Origin of the sequence: Burkholderia sp. MBR-1 (assembly GCF_013822785.1) — a bacterium.
GTDB lineage: Bacteria > Pseudomonadota > Gammaproteobacteria > Burkholderiales > Burkholderiaceae > Burkholderia > Burkholderia vietnamiensis.
Window position 1 is genome coordinate 1,120,839 of sequence record NZ_CP053610.1, and the last position, 16,686, is coordinate 1,137,524.

15 protein-coding genes are annotated in these 16,686 nt (G+C 69.3%); 12 read left to right on the top strand and 3 right to left on the bottom strand.

The window, feature by feature from the left end; all coding sequences use genetic code 11:
* Positions 1–78: 78 nt before the first annotated feature.
* The gene (locus tag MBR110_RS19765) at positions 79–1,638 is read right to left on the bottom strand and encodes a methyl-accepting chemotaxis protein (protein WP_041494308.1); all 1,560 of its coding nucleotides are present in this window, start codon (positions 1,636–1,638) and stop codon (positions 79–81) included.
* A 233-nt stretch (positions 1,639–1,871) separates the two neighbouring features.
* Here MBR110_RS19765 and MBR110_RS19770 point away from each other — a divergent pair, with 233 nt between their 5' ends.
* Entirely contained in the window at positions 1,872–3,386 is a 1,515-nt protein-coding gene (locus tag MBR110_RS19770; protein WP_181709269.1) for an MDR family MFS transporter, read from the top strand.
* Positions 3,387–3,839: 453 nt separating this feature from the next.
* Here the strand turns inward: MBR110_RS19770 and MBR110_RS19775 are convergent, their stop codons facing one another.
* Positions 3,840–4,838 (bottom strand): quinone oxidoreductase family protein, encoded by a 999-nt coding sequence (locus MBR110_RS19775; RefSeq protein ID WP_181709270.1) that lies wholly within the window; start codon positions 4,836–4,838, stop codon positions 3,840–3,842.
* 125 nt (positions 4,839–4,963) lie between these two features.
* On the opposite strand from MBR110_RS19775, the gene MBR110_RS19780 reads away from it, so the two are divergent.
* The 4 genes from MBR110_RS19780 (at position 4,964) to MBR110_RS19795 (ending at position 8,698) form a co-directional block, all read left to right on the top strand.
* Positions 4,964–6,061 carry a LysR family transcriptional regulator gene (locus MBR110_RS19780; RefSeq protein ID WP_181709271.1) on the top strand — a complete coding sequence of 366 codons (1,098 nt, stop codon included), beginning with the start codon at positions 4,964–4,966 and terminating at the stop codon, positions 6,059–6,061.
* Positions 6,062–6,157: 96 nt separating this feature from the next.
* A complete protein-coding gene (locus MBR110_RS19785; protein ID WP_011882469.1) occupies positions 6,158–6,718 on the top strand; it encodes a GNAT family N-acetyltransferase in 561 nt (186 codons plus the stop codon).
* 9 nt (positions 6,719–6,727) lie between these two features.
* Positions 6,728–7,594, top strand: coding sequence for a MerR family transcriptional regulator (locus tag MBR110_RS19790; RefSeq protein WP_011882470.1), 867 nt, complete (start codon positions 6,728–6,730; stop codon positions 7,592–7,594).
* A 123-nt stretch (positions 7,595–7,717) separates the two neighbouring features.
* On the top strand, positions 7,718–8,698 hold the full coding sequence (locus tag MBR110_RS19795) for a sulfonate ABC transporter substrate-binding protein (RefSeq protein WP_034195219.1): 981 nt from the start codon (positions 7,718–7,720) through the stop codon (positions 8,696–8,698).
* Positions 8,699–8,890: 192 nt separating this feature from the next.
* Here the strand turns inward: MBR110_RS19795 and speB are convergent, their stop codons facing one another.
* On the bottom strand, positions 8,891–9,853 hold the full coding sequence (gene speB, locus MBR110_RS19800) for an agmatinase (protein ID WP_181709272.1): 963 nt from the start codon (positions 9,851–9,853) through the stop codon (positions 8,891–8,893).
* Positions 9,854–10,200: 347 nt separating this feature from the next.
* On the opposite strand from speB, the gene MBR110_RS19805 reads away from it, so the two are divergent.
* The 7 genes from MBR110_RS19805 to MBR110_RS32205 all read left to right on the top strand — a co-directional run bounded on the left by MBR110_RS19805 (position 10,201) and on the right by MBR110_RS32205 (position 16,667).
* A complete protein-coding gene (locus MBR110_RS19805; RefSeq protein ID WP_014725251.1) occupies positions 10,201–10,872 on the top strand; it encodes a lysoplasmalogenase in 672 nt (223 codons plus the stop codon).
* A 248-nt stretch (positions 10,873–11,120) separates the two neighbouring features.
* Entirely contained in the window at positions 11,121–12,734 is a 1,614-nt protein-coding gene (locus MBR110_RS19810) for a flavin-containing monooxygenase (protein ID WP_059668688.1), read from the top strand.
* 21 nt (positions 12,735–12,755) lie between these two features.
* A complete protein-coding gene (locus MBR110_RS19815) occupies positions 12,756–13,694 on the top strand; it encodes an SDR family NAD(P)-dependent oxidoreductase (RefSeq protein WP_175658269.1) in 939 nt (312 codons plus the stop codon).
* Positions 13,691–14,596 (top strand): metal-dependent hydrolase, encoded by a 906-nt coding sequence (locus MBR110_RS19820; protein WP_014725254.1) that lies wholly within the window; start codon positions 13,691–13,693, stop codon positions 14,594–14,596. Before MBR110_RS19815 ends, MBR110_RS19820 begins: the two co-directional genes overlap by 4 nt.
* Positions 14,597–14,600: 4 nt before the next feature.
* Positions 14,601–15,464, top strand: coding sequence for an alpha/beta fold hydrolase (locus MBR110_RS19825; RefSeq protein WP_181709273.1), 864 nt, complete (start codon positions 14,601–14,603; stop codon positions 15,462–15,464).
* Between the two features lie 175 nt (positions 15,465–15,639).
* Entirely contained in the window at positions 15,640–16,533 is an 894-nt protein-coding gene (locus MBR110_RS19830) for an urea transporter (RefSeq protein ID WP_181709274.1), read from the top strand.
* 11 nt (positions 16,534–16,544) lie between these two features.
* Entirely contained in the window at positions 16,545–16,667 is a 123-nt protein-coding gene (locus MBR110_RS32205) for a hypothetical protein (RefSeq protein WP_258569974.1), read from the top strand.
* The last annotated feature ends 19 nt before the right edge of the window (positions 16,668–16,686 follow it).

A 16,686-nucleotide genomic window follows, 5' to 3' on the forward strand; every position in this document is an offset into this window, starting at 1 on the left:
GCCCCGGCGACCCCGGCGACGCCAACAACGGCACGCCGGCAGCCGCGCCGGCCGCTGCATGCGCCGGCGCCCGATGCGTCACGCGACCCGGAACGTCCCCACCGCCCGACGCAGACCTTCCGCCTGCTCTTCGAGCGACGCCGCGGCGGCCGCGGCCTGTTCGACCAGCGCCGCGTTCTGCTGCGACACCTCGTCCATCTGCGACACCGCGCGGTTCACCTGCTCGATGCCGTCGCGCTGCTCGTTCGACGCTGCCGCGATCTCGGTCATGATGCCGGTCACGCGGCCGATCGCCTGCTGGATGTCCTGCATCGTCGCACCGGCCACGCCGACCAGTTTCGAGCCCGTCGAGACGCGCTCGACCGACTCGCCGATCAGCGTGCGGATTTCCTTCGCGGCCGACGCCGAGCGCTGCGCGAGCGTGCGCACCTCGCCCGCGACCACGGCGAAGCCGCGGCCCTGCTCGCCTGCCCGCGCGGCTTCGACCGCCGCGTTCAGCGCGAGAATGTTGGTCTGGAACGCAATGCCTTCGATGGTGCCGATGATGTCGGCGACCTTCTGCGAGCTCTGGTCGATCTCGTTCATCGTGCCGATCACCTCGCCGACGACCGTCGCGCCGCGCGTCGCGATCTCGCTCGCGTTGTCCGCGCATGCCTGCGCCTCGACCGCGTGATCGGCGTTCTGCTTCACGGTGGCCGTCAGCTGTTCCATGCTCGCGGCCGTCTGCTGCAGCGCAGACGCCTGCTCCTCGGTGCGCTGCGACAGGTCCGTGTTGCCGGCCGCGATCTGGTGCGTGGCGGTCGAGATCGATTCGGAGCCGCGGCTGACCTGGCGCACCGTATCGGCGAGACTGCGCTGCATCCCCGTCACGCCCTTGACCAGCTCGGCCATCTCGTCGCGCGACGACCAGTGCAGCTCGGCCGTCAGATCGCCGTCCGACAGGCGGCGGAAATGCGCGAGCAGCCGGTTCACCGGCTGCGTGATCGCGAAATGCAGCCCGACCGCGCAGCCGAAGCAGGCGGCCAGCCCGAACGCGATGCCGGCGAGCGCGCCGATGCGCATCCAGCCGTAATAGGTCTGCGCGGTGTCGTAGACGTCCTTGCCGCGCGCCGCCTGGTATGCGTCCAGCGCATCGGTCGCCTGCGCGAGCGCGACCGACAGCGGCGGCGCGACCGTCATCAGCAGCCGGTCGGCGTCGTCGCGGCGGCCGCCGCGCATCGCGTCGATCATCGGCTTCAGCGCCTGCCCGATCAGCGCCTGGCGGGCGGCGTCGAGCCGGCTCGCGAGCGGAGCTTCGTCGCCGTCGTGCGGCATCGCCGCGTAGGTGCGCCACGCCGCGTCGGCTTTCGCGAGATAACCTTCGGCCTTGCCGACGAGGTCGGGCACCTCCGGCGCGTCCGGATGCACGAGCGCGCGGTCGAGCGTGGTGCGCACGATCATCAGGTTCAGGTTCGCCGCGGACAGCGCCGTCTTCGCGACCATCTGGCGCGTATAGGCCTCGTCGAGCGCGCGGTTCGAGCTCTGCATCCCGGCAAGGCCGATCAGGCCCGACACGACGAGCAGCACGGCCACCAGACCGAGCGTGGAAAAGATCCGCGTACGGATCGAAAAGCGGGAAAACAGGGCGTTCAGGTTCATCATGTCGGGAGTGAGCGATGAAAAATGCCGCGGCAATCGGACCGCGGCATTCTTTATTACGGTTTCCCTGCAAAAAACTTGAGTGCGAAGTGTGCTTGCACACTGATCTCGGTCAATTCATCTGACCTGAAATCTCCCGTTACCGCTGCAACAATTCGAGCCACGACGATCATTGATCGGACAACGGAATACGCCTATATTTCGACCGATTCACTGCCGAGGCAGATATTTCAATGGAAACCAATACCCTCGTTGCTGTCCCGCCCACCGCCGCGGCCGGCCGCGACGCGCCGAGCGGGCCGATCGTCGCCGCGCTGCTGCTCGTCATGCTGCTGTCCGCGCTCGACCAGACGATCGTGTCGACCGCACTGCCGACCATCGTCGGCGAGCTCGGCGGCCTCGACCGGCTGTCGTGGGTCGTCACCGCGTACCTGCTGTCGTCGACGGTCGTGCTGCCGCTGTACGGCAAGCTCGGCGACCTCTACGGCCGCAAAGTCGTGCTGCAGGCCGCGATCGCGCTGTTCCTCGCAGGCTCCGCGCTATGCGGCATCGCGCAGGACATGCCGCAGCTGATCGTGCTGCGCGCGCTGCAAGGGCTCGGCGGCGGCGGACTGATGGTCGTCACGATGGCAGCGATCGGCGACCTGGTGCCGCCCGATCGCCGTGCGCGCTACCAGGGGATGTTCGGCGGCGTCTACGGCCTCGCCACCATCGTCGGGCCGCTGCTCGGCGGCTTCCTCGTCGAGCACCTGTCGTGGCGCTGGATCTTCACGATCAACCTGCCGCTCGGCGCGCTCGCGCTCGCGGTGATCGGCGTCGCGTTCCGCCCGCAGGCAGCGCCCGTCAAGCACCGGATCGACTACATGGGCGCCGCGTTCCTCGCGACGGCGCTCACCTGCGTGATCCTGTTCACGAGTGAAGGCGGTTCGCTGCTGCCGTGGTCGTCGCCGCAACTGTGGCTGACGCTCGTGCTCGGCGCGGTCGCGATCGGCGGCTTCGTCTACGAGGAGCGGCTCGCGGCCGAGCCGATCATGCCGCTCGAGCTGTTCCGTCAGCGCACCTTCATGCTGATGAGCCTGATCGGCTTCGTCGTCGGCATCGCGCTGTTCGGCTCCGTCACGTTCATTCCGCTCTATCTGCAGGTCGTCAAGGGCTCGACGCCGTCGCAGGCCGGCTTGCAGCTGCTGCCGATGATGGGCGGGATGCTGACGATGTCGGTCGCGAGCGGCCGGCTGATCGCGCGGCTCGGCACCTATCGGCCGTTTCCGATCGCCGGAACGCTGCTCGGCGGTGTCGCGATGGCGCTGCTGTCGACGCTGTCGCTCGACACGTCGCTGCATACGATCTACGCGTACATGGCGCTGCTCGGCATCGGGCTCGGCATGGTGATGCCGGTGCTGACGCTCGCCGTGCAGAACGCCGTCGAATTCCGGCACATGGGCGTCGCGACCTCCGGTGCGACGCTGTTCCGCTCGATCGGCGGCTCGCTCGGCGTGGCCGCGTTCGGCGCGCTGTTCTCGCACGGGCTGCAGTCGCGGCTCGAGCAAGCGCTGCCGGCCGACGTGACGCTGCCGGCCGCGCTCGGGCCGACGGCCGTCCAGCAGTTGCCGGCCGCGGTGCGCGACGCGTACCTGCATGCGTTCGCCGGCTCGCTGCACGGTGTGTACCTCGCAGCGACGGGCGTGATCGCGATCGCATTCGTGCTCGCGTGGTTCGTCGAGCGCGCGCCGCTGCGGACGTGGCGTTGAATTGGCGGTGGCGGCGCGCGAGGCGGCAGCGCTGTCGGCCGGGCGTAGTCGCGCGAGGCGGAAAGTGCGCGAGGCGGCAGCACCACGCCGCTGGTCGTCTGCCTCGATTCGAGCAAGCAGTGCGCGGCGGCGGCTTGGTCGAGCGGTAACCGCGCCTGCCGCGCTCACGGCATCAGCGCCATGCCGCCGGTCGTCTGCTGCATTTCGAGCAAGCGGTGCGCGGCGGCGGCCTGGTCGAGCGGCAGTCGCGCCGCACGCGCTCACGGCAGCATCACTACGCCGTCGGTCGTCTGCTTCGATTCGAGCAAGCGATGCGCGTCGGCGGCCTATTCGAGCGGCAGCCCTGCCGCCCGCGCTCACGGCACCAGCACCACGCCGCCGGTCGTCTGCCGCGTTTCGAGCAAGCGATGCGCGGCGGCGGCCTGCTCGAGCGGCAGCCCTGCCCGCCCGCGCTCACGGCAGCAGCACCACGCCGCCGGTCGTCTGCCTCGATTCAAGCAGGCGGTGCGCATCGGCAGCCTGTTCTAGCGGCAGCCGCGCGCCGACCTCCACGTGCATCCCGCGCGCGAACCGCTCGAGCGTCGCGTGCGCCGCGTCCCGATAGCCGGCCACGTCGCGCGCGATGAAGCCCAGCACGCTCGGCCGCGCCAATGCGATCGAGCGCGCCGGGCCGAGCTCGTCGAGATCGATCGTCTGTCGCGCGCCGATCGCGGCCACCTGCCCGATGCTCGCGACCATCCCGAACGGCCGGATGGCGCCGAGCGTGCGGGTCAGCACGTCGCCGCCGATCCCGTCGATCGCGTAGTCGACGCCCGCGCCGCCGCCGAATGCGCGGGCGGCCGCGACGAAATCCTCGTCACGGTAATCGACCACCGCCTGCGCGCCATGCGCGCGCACCAGCGCGGCCTTGGCCGTCGAGCCGACCGTGCCGATCACGCGCGCGCCGAGCGCGTGCGCCCACTGCGTCGCCAGCAGGCCGACGCCACCCGCTGCCGCGTGGACGAGCACGCTATCGCCAGCCGCCACCTGCCGCACGCGGTGCAACAGCATGTAGACGGTGATCCCCTTCAACAGGCCGCCGGCCACCGTTTCGTCGCTCACGCCGTCTGGCACCGGCACCACGCGCTCGGCGGGCAGCGTGCGCAGGCTCGCGTAGCTGCCGGTCGGCAACCCCGCATAGGCGACCCGCTGGCCGGCGACGACGGCGTCCACGCCCGGCCCGACCGCGTCCACCACGCCGACGGCCTCGACGCCCAGCGCAGCCGGCAGCGCCGGCAACGGATGCGCGCCCGTCCTGAAATAGATGTCGACGAAATTCACGCCGACGGCGGTCTGGCGAATCCGCACTTCGCCGGGGCCGGGCGGCGCGACGGGCGCATCGACGCGGCGCAGCGCACCGGCGTCGCCGTAGCGGTCGATTCCGATGCGGATCGCGGTTTCAGTTCGGGTCATGGCATTCCTCGCGTTCGTATGAAGTGACGCGATCATCCCATCGTGCATAATCGAGCGAAATTCCCGTTTCCCACCCACTTCCTGTGCAAAATTCGACCGATCCATCCAGCGGTTCCGCGCCGGCGATGAGCTGGGACGATCTGCGTTACTTCCTCGCGGTGATGCGCGGCGGCAGCTTGTCCGCCGCCGCACGCGCGCTGCAGGTCCAGCATTCGACGGTCGCGCGGCGCATCGACGCGCTGGAGTCGGCGCTGGGCATCCGGCTGTTCGACCGGCTGCCGCGCGGCTGGCCGCCGACCGACGAAGGTCTGCATCTGGCCGAGCATGCGGCGCGCGTCGAGGCCGACGTGCATGCGTTCGCGCGCGCCGCGCAGGGCGCGGCGACGCTCGACGGCGTCGTGCGCGTGTCGGCGTCGCCGGTGTTCGCGAGTCATTTCCTCGCACCGCGGCTCGCCCGCGCGCAGCGCGCGTGGCCGGCGCTACGGATCGACCTGATCGGCGACATGCATGCGGCCAACCTGTACGCGCGCGAAGCCGACCTCGCGGTGCGCCTGTCGCGGCCGAGCGAGCCGGGCCTGGCCGCCCGCCGGCTCGGCACGATGCGCTTCGCACTGTGCGCGTCGCCCGACTGGGCCGCCGCGCCGCCCGATACGTGGGCGTTCGTCGGTTACGACGACGCGCTCGCGCAAATGCCGCAGCAGCAGTGGCTCGAACGCTTCGCGGCCGGGCGCCGTTTCGCGTTCATCTCGAACGATCTCGCCGCGCTGCATCGCGCGTGTGTGGCGGGCGCGGGCATCGCGCTGCTGCCGCGGTTTCTCGTCGATTTGCCGGGGATGGAGGCGGGTTCGGTCGCTTCGGGCATTTCGGGTGCGCCTGGCACTTTGATCACTTCGACTGCGCCGCCCGCCTCGACCACTTCGAGCGCATCGAGCGCATCGGGTGCTTCGGGTGCTTCGGGTGCTTCGGGTGCTTCGGGTGCTTTACCTGCTTCGACCACTTCGCCCCCTTCGATCGCGACAACCGCTTCGATCACCAAAACCACTTCAACCAATCGCCCCACCGCCCACGCACCCGCCCTAATCGAACTGACATCCGCCCCGCGCTGCGAAATCGAGCGCGAGATCTGGCTGGTCGTCCACCCGGACGTGCGCCGTTCGCCACGCGTGCAACGCGTCGCCGATGCGATCGCTGAAGCGGTCCGCGACGCGGATGGCCATCTGTAGAGCCGGCGCCGCACGCAGCGCGCCCGCTGACCACCGCCTTTACCGCGCCGCCCGACGGCCGGCATAGTAGCGTTTTCATCCGCCCGCCTTGCCGCCATGCCCGACGCTCCCGCCTGCACCGTCCGCGACGCGACCGATGCCGATCTCGACGCCATTCACGCGATCTATGCGCACCACGTACGCCACAGCGTCGCGTCGTTCGAGGAAGCCCCGCCCGACGTCGCCGAATTGCGCGCACGCCGCGACGCGGTGCTGCGCCACGGCCTGCCCTATCTCGTCGCCGAATGCGACGGCCGCGTGGCCGGCTACGCGTATGCGACGCCGTATCGCACGCGCAGCGCGTACCGCCACACGATCGAGGATTCGATCTACATCGACGACGCGCAGCGCGGCCGCGGCATCGGCCGTGCGCTGCTCGCCGCGCTGATCGCGCGTTGCGAGGCCGGCCCGTGGCGGCAGATGATCGCCGTGATCGCCGACGGCGGCACCGGCGGCTCGACGTCGCTGCATCGCGCATTCGGTTTCGAGCCGGCCGGCGTGCTGAAGGCGGTCGGCTACAAGCATGGCCGCTGGATCGATACCGCGCTGCTGCAACGCGCGCTCGGCGACGGCGCGCGCACGCTCCCCGCGACGCCCGACGCCGGCGCGTCGCGCTAGAATGGCCGCATGCCAAAACAGACTCCCAACACGCCTGACGAGGCCGCAGCGGATTCCCGCAACGAGTACACGGTCGACGAACTCGCTCGCGTATCCGACACGACCGTGCGCAACGTCCGCGCATACCAGGATCGCGGGCTGCTCGCGCCGCCCGAGAAGCGCGGGCGCGTCGGCATCTACGACGACACCCACGTCGCCCGCCTGAAGCTGATCAACCACCTGCTCGCGCGCGGCTACACGCTGTCGAACATCCAGGATCTGATCATGGCGATCGACGAAGGCCACGACCTGCGCTCGATCCTCGGGCTGGAAACCGCGATCGGCGGACGGTGGTCGCACGAACGGCCCAAGACCTACTCGCTGGCCGCGCTCGCCCAGATGTTCGGCCCGCAGACGGCGTCCCAGCTGTCGCGCGTAACCGAGTTCGGGCTGCTCGAACGGCACGGCCTGTCGTTCGTCGCCAAAAGCCCCGCGCTGCTCGAAGCAGCGGCCGCGATGACGAAGGAAGGCATCCCGCCGCGCGAATTGCTCGACGTGATCAGCGTCGCGCGACCGCACTTCGACGCGATCGCGCGGCTGCTCGTCGATCTCGTCGTGAAGCGGCTCGACCGCTACGACGAAGGCACGCTGCCGCCGGTCACCGACGTGCCGGCGCTCGTCGACGCCATCTGGCGGCTGCGTCCGCTCGCGGCCGTGTTCGTCGAAGCCGAGACCAACCGCGCGCTCGAGAACGCGGCCAGCGCCTATCTGGGCGGCCGCGTCGCGACGATCCTCGACAAGAAGCTCAGCGACGAAGCCGCGCGACAGGCCAGCGCATCCGCCCCTTCCGAGCACGCCGGCCGCTCGCCCAGGAAAGGCAACGGCGACAAAGCATAGGACCGCCGCGGTCATATTCATATCGGCAATGCTTGGTTTGCGGGCCCGGTCGCCCGTGCGACGATTCTTCCAACCGAGCGGCACACGCCGCTTTCCGAAGACGTCTCGCATGGAGTCCGTTCGATGATTCGTTTCACCCGCTGGATCGCCCGCATCGCCGTGACGGCGCTCGCCGTCGCCGCCGCGACATCGGCGCTCGCGCAAGGCAGCGCCGACAAGGTCGTACGCATCGGCTATCAGAAGGCCGGGCTGCTGTCGGTGCTCAAAAGCCAGGGCGCGCTGGAGGCGCGGCTGAAGCCGCTCGGCTACGACGTCCAGTGGTTCGAATTCCCGGCCGGCCCGCAACTGCTCGAGGCGCTGAACGCGAACAGCATCGACTTCGGCTATACGGGCGCACCGCCGCCGGTGTTCGCACAGGCCGCGGGCGTGCGCTTCGTGTACGTCGCCGCCGAACCGCCGTCGCCGCACAACGAAGCGGTGTTCGTGAAGGCCGATTCGCCGGTTCGCTCGCTGTCCGAATTGCGCGGCAAGAAGGTCGCGCTGCAGAAGGGTTCGAGCGCGAACTATCTGTTGCTCGAAGCGCTGAAGAAGGCCGGCGTGCGTTACGACGAGATTCGCCCCGTCTACCTGCCGCCCGCCGACGCGCGCGCCGCATTCGAAAGCGGCAACGTCGATGCATGGGCCGTGTGGGACCCGTATTACGCGGCCGCCCAGAATTCGCTGAAGGTGCGCACGCTGTCCGACTATACGGGCCTCACGCCCGCGAACAACTTCTACGAAGCTACGCGCACGTTCGCCGAACAACACGCGGACGTGGTCGGCACGATCCTGAAGCAGGTGCGCGAGACGGGCCTGTGGGTCAACGGCCATCCGGCCGAGACGGCCGCGCTAATCGCCCCGAAGGTCGGCCTGCCGCTGCCGCTCGTGCAGACGTGGATCCAGCGCGTACCGTTCGGCGCGGTGCCGATCGACGAGAACATCGTGGCCGTGCAGCAGCGCGTGGCCGACGCGTTTTATGCAGCGAAGCTGATTCCGCAGAAGCTGAGCGTGGCGGAGAATGCGTGGACCGACAAGCGGGTGGCAGGCGCGCTGGCGGCGAAGTAATACACGCGGCGGCATCCGCTCGAAACAGGCCGACGGGCGCGCTGCCCGTCGGCCTTCGTGCTTCATCGGTGCCGCGCGCTGCGATACACGCGTTCTGCGTCTGCTGTGCGGACGTCGCACGCAAGCCGCCATCGGCGAACGCTCGCGGCCACCGACCTTGCCGGCTGCGCGACGCGTGCACGACGCGCCACCTCAGCGTCCAGCCACCTTCTTCTGGCGCCACAGACACAGCAGATCGCATGCGACGTGTGCGGCCGCGATCGCCGTGATGTCGGCATGATCGTAGGCCGGCGCGACCTCGACCACATCCGCGCCGATCAGCTCCACCGCGCCGAGCCCGCGCACGATCGCCAGCGCCTGCGCGGACGACAGCCCGCCGGCAACCGGCGTGCCCGTGCCGGGCGCGAACGCCGGGTCGAGACAGTCGATATCGAAGGTCAGATAGGCGGGCCGCGCGCCGACGATCCCGACGATGCGCTCGACCGCCGCGCGCGCGCCATGGTCATGCACCCACGCTGCATCGAGCCGCTCGATGCCGAGGAAGTCGTCGTTCCACGTGCGGATGCCGACCTGCACCGACGTCGCCGGATCGATCAGCCCTTCCTTCACCGCCTTGTAGAACATCGTGCCGTGATTGAGGCTGTCCGGTTCGTCGTCGGCCCAGGTATCGCAGTGCGCGTCGAAATGAATCAGCGACAGCGGACGGCCGTAGCGCTCCGCATGCGCGACCAGCAGCGGATACGTGATGTAGTGATCGCCGCCGAGCGTGAGCATCTTCGCGCCCGAGCGCAGGATCGTGCGCGCATGTTCGACGATCGCCGGCTTGATCGACAGCGGATTGTGCGCGTCGAACCAGCAGTCGCCGTAGTCGACGGCCGCGAGATCGTCGAACGGGTCGAAGCCCCACGGATACGGATGCAGCTCCGCGAGCTGCACGCTCGCCGCGCGGATCGCGGCCGGCCCGAGCCGCGCGCCGGAGCGATAGGTCGTCGCGAGATCGAGCGGCACGCCGGAAATCGCGACGTCGACGCCGTCGAGCACACGCGAATAGTTGCGGCGCATGAACGACAGCACGCCCGCGTAGGTGTTCTCGATCGACGAGCCGTACGGCGTCGTGCGACGGATCGCGCCGTCGCCATGCAGAAATTCGGTCATGGTGGGACCTATCATGCGTGGAATGCGTGGAGGCCGTCCTGCGCAATGGCGCGGGCCGGGCACGGGTTCATCGGGCTCGCACCGGCGCGCATCGCTACGCACGGCCGGGCGGGACAACGTCAATACCGAGGCGAGCATAGCAAGGCGGACCGCAACCCTTGCCCCGGCGCGACCGGGGCAACGTGCAAAAAAACCGCTCGGTCGCGCCGCTCGCGCGCCGTCGTTTCCTAGAGGGATTCGCCAGTTTTCGCGCGCCGTTTGTTCCCGATAATGCGTGCAGCCGCGCGCTCGCCCGCGCGCCGTCCATCGCAAACCATCGCAGACCACCACGATCCGGAGACACCGCGTTGATCGCCACGCTTCCCGCCCCCTATCGCCGGCTCTGGCCGCTCGCCGCCGTCGCCGCGCTGCTGTACGGACTGTCGCTGGTCACCGCGCCCTATCCCGGCCAACCCGTCGCCAAAGCGGCGATGGGCATCCTGCTGCTCGCCGCGGGCAGTGCGTGCCCCGCGCCGCGCGAGCGCGCGTGGCTGTGCGCGGCGCTCGCCACCGCCGTGCTCGGCGACGTGCTGCTCGCGCTGCCCGCGTGGCCGCCGTCGTTCGTGCTGGGCCTCGGCGCGTTCCTGCTCACGCACCTGTGTTATTGCGCGCTGTTCTTGCGCTGGCGCGCGCGGCCGCGCGGCTGGCGCGTCGGCGCTTCGATCGCGCTGTGGATCGCGGCGGCCGCCTGCTACGTCGCGTTCTTCGCACACCTCGGCGATCTGCTCGTACCGGTGGCCGTCTACATGCTGGCGCTGTGCACGATGGCGAGCCTCGCGCTCGCGGCCCGCACGCGCGGGCCGTTGGTCGCGCTCGGTAGCCTGATCTTCGTCGGCTCGGACACGCTGATCGGCGTCGGCCGCTTCATCGGCGTGTTTCCGGGTATCGAGCTGCTGATCTGGGGCCTCTATGCGCTCGCGCAGCTCACGATCGTGGCCGGGGTTTTCCATGAGACGACGGGCGCAACGATCCGGCCCTGAGCGTGTTTCAAACGGGCGGCCGCCGACCGGCTCTCATCTGGCCGCGCGGCCGAACACCGCCGGCGGGTGCTTGCGGCCCTCCCGCACCGCCGCAACACCATACCGTTCCAAACGGCGAAAACCCTTCTGCCACGCGGCTTCCGGCCATTAGAGCGAGCGTTCTAGGCGCTTGCGGTTTCCCGGTTCACGCCCTATCGTTACATCAACCAATGTAACATTCAAAAATGAGCCAGATCGGAGACACCCGGATGAATGCTCGCACGTTGCCTTTCGGCCCGCCCGGCCATGACGGTCATGACGGTCATGACGGCCCGGACGAAACCACCGACATCGCCATCATCGGCACCGGCTTCGCCGGTCTCGGGATGGCCATTCGCCTGCGGCAGACGGGCGCGACCGACTTCGTCGTCCTCGAGAAGGCCGCGTCGGTCGGCGGCACGTGGCGCGACAACCATTACCCCGGGTGTGCCTGCGACGTGCAATCGCACGTCTACTCGTTCTCGTTCGCGCCGAACCCGCGCTGGACGCGCATGTTCGCGCCTCAGCCGGAAATCCGCGCGTATCTCGAAGACTGCGTCCAGCGTTTCGGCATCGGTCCGCATCTGCGAATGAACCACGAGCTGCAGCGCGCCGAGTACGACGAAGCCGCGCAGCGCTGGCGCCTGACCTTCGCGAACGGCAAGCGCCTGTCGGCGCGCGTGCTGGTGTCGGGGATGGGCGGCCTGTCGCGCGCCGCGCTGCCCGCGATCGCCGGCATCGAAACCTTCGAGGGCCGCGCGTTCCACTCGCAGCAGTGGGACCACGCTTACCCGCTCGAAGGCAAGCGCGTCGCGGTGATCGGCACGGGCGCGAGCGCGATCCAGTTCGTGCCGCAGATCGCGCCGCGCGTGAAAAGCCTCGCGCTGTTCCAGCGCACGCCGCCGTGGATCATGCCGAAGCCCGACCGCAACCTGACGCGCGTCGAGAAGTGGCTGTTCCGCACGCTGCCGTTCACGCAGAAGCTCGTGCGCAGCGGCATCTACTGGATGCTCGAATCGCGCGTGCTCGGCTTCGCGATCCATCCGTCGCTGATGAAGAACGTGCAGAAGCTCGCGCTGCGGCACATCCGCAAGCAGATCCCCGATCCGGAACTGCGCAGGACCGTCACGCCGAACTACACGCTCGGCTGCAAGCGCGTCCTGATCTCGAACGACTACTACCCGGCGCTGTCGCGCAAGAACGTCGACGTGATCACGACCGGCATCGACCACATCGAAGCCGATGCGGTCGTGACGACCGACGGCAAGCGGCACGAGGTCGACTGCCTGATCTACGGCACCGGCTTCCAGGTCGCCGACCCGTATCCGCGCGGCGCGATCATCGGCCGCGGCGGCCTCGACATCGTCGATGCGTGGCGCGACGGCGCGCATGCGTATCTCGGCACGACGCTGCCCGGCTACCCGAACTTCTTCATGATCGTCGGCCCGAACACGGGGCTCGGCCACAACTCGATGGTGTTCATGATCGAATCGCAGATCGAGTACATCCTCGGCGCGCTGCGCGCGATGCAGCGCGAACGCGCCGACGCGATCGAGGTGCGCCCCCTCGTCGAGGCGCAGTACAACAGCGCGCTGCAGGGCAAGCTGAAGAAGGCGATCTGGTCGACGGGCGGCTGCAAGAGCTGGTACCTCGATCCACGCACCGGCAAGAACACGACGCTGTGGCCAGGCTTCACGTGGCGCTTCCGGCAGGCGACCGCGCACTTCTCGATCGCCGACTACCACGCGTACCGCGCGCCGCAGCACGCTGCGGGCGCGCGGCCCGCAGCAGCGCCGGCCGCTTCCGCATCCACTTCCGCATCCACTTCCGCCGAAGCGGCCTGAGACAGACAAGGAGCAACCGACATGAGAGATTTCTCCAACAAGGTCGCCGCGATCACCGGCGCGGGCTCGGGGATGGGCCGCTCGCTCGCGGTGCAGCTCGCGCAGGCCGGCTGCCATCTGTCGCTCGCCGACAAGAACGCCGTCGGCCTCGCCGAAACCGAGCGGATCGTGCGCGCGATCGCGCCGAAGGTGCGCGTGTCGACGCGCGTGCTCGACGTCGGCGACCGCGACGCGATGTACGCGTGGGCCGCCGACACCGCGCAGGAACACGGCAAGGTCAACCTGATCTTCAACAACGCGGGCGTCGCGCTGTCGAGCACGATCGACGGAATGGATTACGCCGACCTCGAGTGGATCGTCAACATCAACTTCTGGGGCGTCGTGCACGGCACGAAGGCGTTCCTGCCGTATCTGAAGGCGTCGGGCGAAGGCCACGTGATCAACACGTCGAGCATCTTCGGCATCTTCGCGCAGCCGGGGATGAGCGGCTACAACGCGACGAAGTACGCGGTGCGCGGCTTCACCGAATCGCTGCGCCAGGAGCTCGACATGATGAAGTGCGGCGTGTCGGCCACCTGCGTGCATCCGGGCGGCATCCGCACCAACATCGCGCAGTCGAGCCGCGTCGCGAAGAACATGGTCGGCTTCATCGTCGAAAGCGAGCAGCAAGGCAAGGACAGCTTCGAGAAGTTCTTCATCACGACCGCGGACGACGCCGCGCGCACGATCCTCGCGGGCGTGCGCGGCAACAAGCGCCGCGTGCTGATCGGCCGCGACGCGAAGGCCGCCGACTGGATGGCGCGCGTATTGCCGGCCGCATACCAGGCACTCGTCGTGCTCGCGACGCGCCGCGAGGCCGCGAAGGCGCGCCGCGCGGCGGCCCGCTACGGCGCCGCGGCCGGCGCGCCGCTGAACGCGACTTACAACAACGCAGGCAATCAGGGAGGAGAACAATCATGACGACCCCGAACATGATGCCGGTGCGGCGCGACATCCGTTTCGCGCTGCCGCCCGAACGCGCGAAGGACTGGCACGTGCAGGGCGTGCCGGTCACGCACTTCATGAACGCGCTGTCGCTGCTGTTTCCGGCCGGCGAGCGCTTCTTCATGGATTCGGTGCGCAACTACCGCGATCGCATCGAGGATCCGCAGCTGAAGAAGCAGGTGCTCGGCTTCATCGGCCAGGAAGCGATGCACACGCGCGAGCACATCGAGTACAACGACCTGCTGCAGTCGGCCGGCCTGCCCGCGCACAAGCTGGACAAGCGGCTGTGGGCGATCCTCGGCTTCTTCAAGAAGGTGCTGCCGCATTCGATGCAGCTCGCGATCACCATCGCGCTCGAGCACTATACGGCGATCCTCGCGAACCAGCTGCTGTCCGGCCACGAGCACCGGATCGACGGCTCGGTCGAAGGCTATCAGCAGATGTGGATGTGGCACGCGATGGAGGAAACGGAGCACAAGGCGGTGTCGTACGACGTATGGAACGCGGTGATGAAGCCGGGAATCGGCAGCTACCTGCTGCGCACCGGCACGATGCTGCTGACCACCGCGATGTTCTGGACCATCGTGTTCGACTTCCACGTGCGGCTGATGCTCGCGCACCGTCGCAAGCACGGGCGGTTCGGCGGGATGGGCCGCCTCGTCAAGTATCTGTACGGCCCGAGAACGGGCGTGTTCCCGAGCATCGCGCGCGAATGGCTCGACTACTTCCGGCCGGGCTTCCATCCGTGGGACCACGACAACCATCAGTATCTGCAGGGGCTCGACACGCTGCTCGCGAACATCGATGCGACCAATGCGCGCTACTCGGCGCAGGCCGCGCCGCGCCGCGTGCCGTTGCACCCGGCCGCACAGGCATGACGCGATGGCGCGCGCAAGCGAGATGCTGACCGTTCGCTCCGGCGACGTGAAACTGGCCGTCTACGTCAGCGGCCCGCGACGCGCGCCGCCGCTGATCCTCGTGCACGGCTATCCCGATTCCGCGGCCGTATGGGCGCCGGTGCGCGCGCGGCTCGCGACGCGCTACCGCGTGATCGCCTATGACGTACGCGGCGCGGGCGCGTCCGATGCGCCGCGCCGGCGCGCGGACTACGCGCTCGCGCGACTCGCCGACGATCTGCAAGCCGTCGCCGCCGCGACCTGCGGCGACCGGCCGTTCCATCTGGTCGGACACGACTGGGGCTCGATCCAGTGCTGGGAAGCCGTCACGGATCCGGCGTGGCGCGGCCGCATCGCGTCGTATACGTCGATCTCCGGGCCATGCCTCGACCACGTGTTCCGCGCGAAGATGCGGCTCGAGCAAAGCCTGAAATCGTGGTACATCGCGTTCTTTCATCTGCCGGTCGTGCCGTCGCTGGTGTGGCGGCTCGGCGGCGCCGCACTGTGGCCGCGCTGGCTGCAGTTGACCGAGCGCGTGCGGCCCGCGCGCGATCCCGCGCAGTTGAAGAATGCGCTGAACGGCTTGCAGCTGTATCGCGCGAACTTCATCGCCACGGCGCGACGGCCGCGCGAGCGATATGCGCAGGCGCCCGTGCAGATTCTCGCGCCGGTGCGCGATCGCTACGTGACGCCCGAGATGTCGGTCGGTCTCGATCGCTGGCTCGGGCAGTACGTGCGCGAGGAGATCGACGGCGCGCACTGGGTCGTGCTGCGCCATCCGGATCTGATCGCGGCGCGGATCGACCGATTCGCGACCATGCATGAAAGGCGCGCGGTCACGGTCGCATAAGCGGGCGCAGGGGCGCACGGGCGGGCGATGAGCGGTAGCGGCAATTCAGCGTCGCCAGGCGTGTCGTAATCGGCCACGTCTGTGCTCGACGACAAATTCCCGGTATCCGGAATACCCCGTTCCGAAGCGGCGGTTGGTGTCCTATGCTCGCGGCTCGCCCTGTTCGTCCGCTGCCATGCCTACCGCCCATCCAGCCAGCCCGTCGACCGCCCTGCGCATTCTGCTGCGCAGCATCGGGCAGATCGTGCTGCAGGCCAACGCGTTCACCGGAGTCATGCTGATCGCCGCGCTCGCGCTGACCGACTTGCGGCTCGCGGGCGCGGCACTCGTCGGCGCGGCCGTCGCGAACCTGACGGCGGCGCTGAGCGGCGCCGCGCATTGCCACGTCGAACAGGGCCGGCACGGCTTCAACGGCGCGCTGGCCGCGCTGGCGGCCGTTTCGTTTGCGCCTGCTCCGCTCGCGGCGCTCGCGCTCGCGCCGTCGGCCGCGCTCGGCGCAGCGCTCGTGCAGCGTGCGCTGCGCACGCCGCTCGCCAAATGGCGGCAGTGCCCGTATTCCGCCCCGTACATCGCGGCCACCGCGTTATGGATGCCGCTTGTCGCGGTGCAACACCCGATCGACGCGGCGACGAGCGCGACGCTGACGCCTGCGTCGATCGCGTGCGCACTGTCGTCAGGGATGGCGCAGACCACCTTCGCGCAAGGCGCATGGCCCGCCGCGCTGATCGTCGCCGGCATCGCGGCCGCATCGCGCCGCGCAGCGGCGTTCGCGCTCGGCGGCGCGATCGTGTCGAGCGTGCTGCTGGTCGCGTTCGGCGCCAGCGGCGCGGCGTTCGACGCCGGCCAGCTCGGCGTCAACGGCGCACTCGCGGCGCTCGCGCTGATGTCGCGCGGCACCCGCACGGCGCTCGCCGCAGCCGCGCTCGCCGCATTGCTCCAGTGGCTCGCGATGCGTGTGGGCCTCGTCGCGCTCACCGCGCCGTTCGCGCTCGCATCGTGGATCACGGTGGCCGTCGCGCGACGCTTATCCCTCGGTGAAACCGATATCGTCGTTCGCACGCCGTCCTGACGCCGTGAAGCGTGGCGGCCCGGTCTCGGCTGCCGAGCGCCAGCTGCAAGCGGCGCTCGCTGTACATCGCGCTCACCGACATGAAAAAGGACAACCGCGCGACGGCCGGCAAGCTGTCGAGCGACGCGCGCTGACAGTCGCCGCGCGGCCGCG

What these genes read in the sequence shown, in the direction of transcription:
- MBR110_RS19765 (WP_041494308.1), bottom strand. Translation starts at nt 1,638, where the DNA reads ATGAACCTGAACGCCCTGTTTTCCCGCTTTTCGATCCGTACGCGGATC.
- MBR110_RS19770 (WP_181709269.1), top strand. Translation starts at nt 1,872, where the DNA reads ATGGAAACCAATACCCTCGTTGCTGTCCCGCCCACCGCCGCGGCCGGC.
- MBR110_RS19775 (WP_181709270.1), bottom strand. Translation starts at nt 4,838, where the DNA reads ATGACCCGAACTGAAACCGCGATCCGCATCGGAATCGACCGCTACGGC.
- MBR110_RS19780 (WP_181709271.1), top strand. Translation starts at nt 4,964, where the DNA reads ATGAGCTGGGACGATCTGCGTTACTTCCTCGCGGTGATGCGCGGCGGC.
- MBR110_RS19785 (WP_011882469.1), top strand. Translation starts at nt 6,158, where the DNA reads ATGCCCGACGCTCCCGCCTGCACCGTCCGCGACGCGACCGATGCCGAT.
- MBR110_RS19790 (WP_011882470.1), top strand. Translation starts at nt 6,728, where the DNA reads ATGCCAAAACAGACTCCCAACACGCCTGACGAGGCCGCAGCGGATTCC.
- MBR110_RS19795 (WP_034195219.1), top strand. Translation starts at nt 7,718, where the DNA reads ATGATTCGTTTCACCCGCTGGATCGCCCGCATCGCCGTGACGGCGCTC.
- speB (WP_181709272.1), bottom strand. Translation starts at nt 9,853, where the DNA reads ATGACCGAATTTCTGCATGGCGACGGCGCGATCCGTCGCACGACGCCG.
- MBR110_RS19810 (WP_059668688.1), top strand. Translation starts at nt 11,121, where the DNA reads ATGAATGCTCGCACGTTGCCTTTCGGCCCGCCCGGCCATGACGGTCAT.
- MBR110_RS19815 (WP_175658269.1), top strand. Translation starts at nt 12,756, where the DNA reads ATGAGAGATTTCTCCAACAAGGTCGCCGCGATCACCGGCGCGGGCTCG.
- MBR110_RS19820 (WP_014725254.1), top strand. Translation starts at nt 13,691, where the DNA reads ATGACGACCCCGAACATGATGCCGGTGCGGCGCGACATCCGTTTCGCG.
- MBR110_RS19825 (WP_181709273.1), top strand. Translation starts at nt 14,601, where the DNA reads ATGGCGCGCGCAAGCGAGATGCTGACCGTTCGCTCCGGCGACGTGAAA.
- MBR110_RS19830 (WP_181709274.1), top strand. Translation starts at nt 15,640, where the DNA reads ATGCCTACCGCCCATCCAGCCAGCCCGTCGACCGCCCTGCGCATTCTG.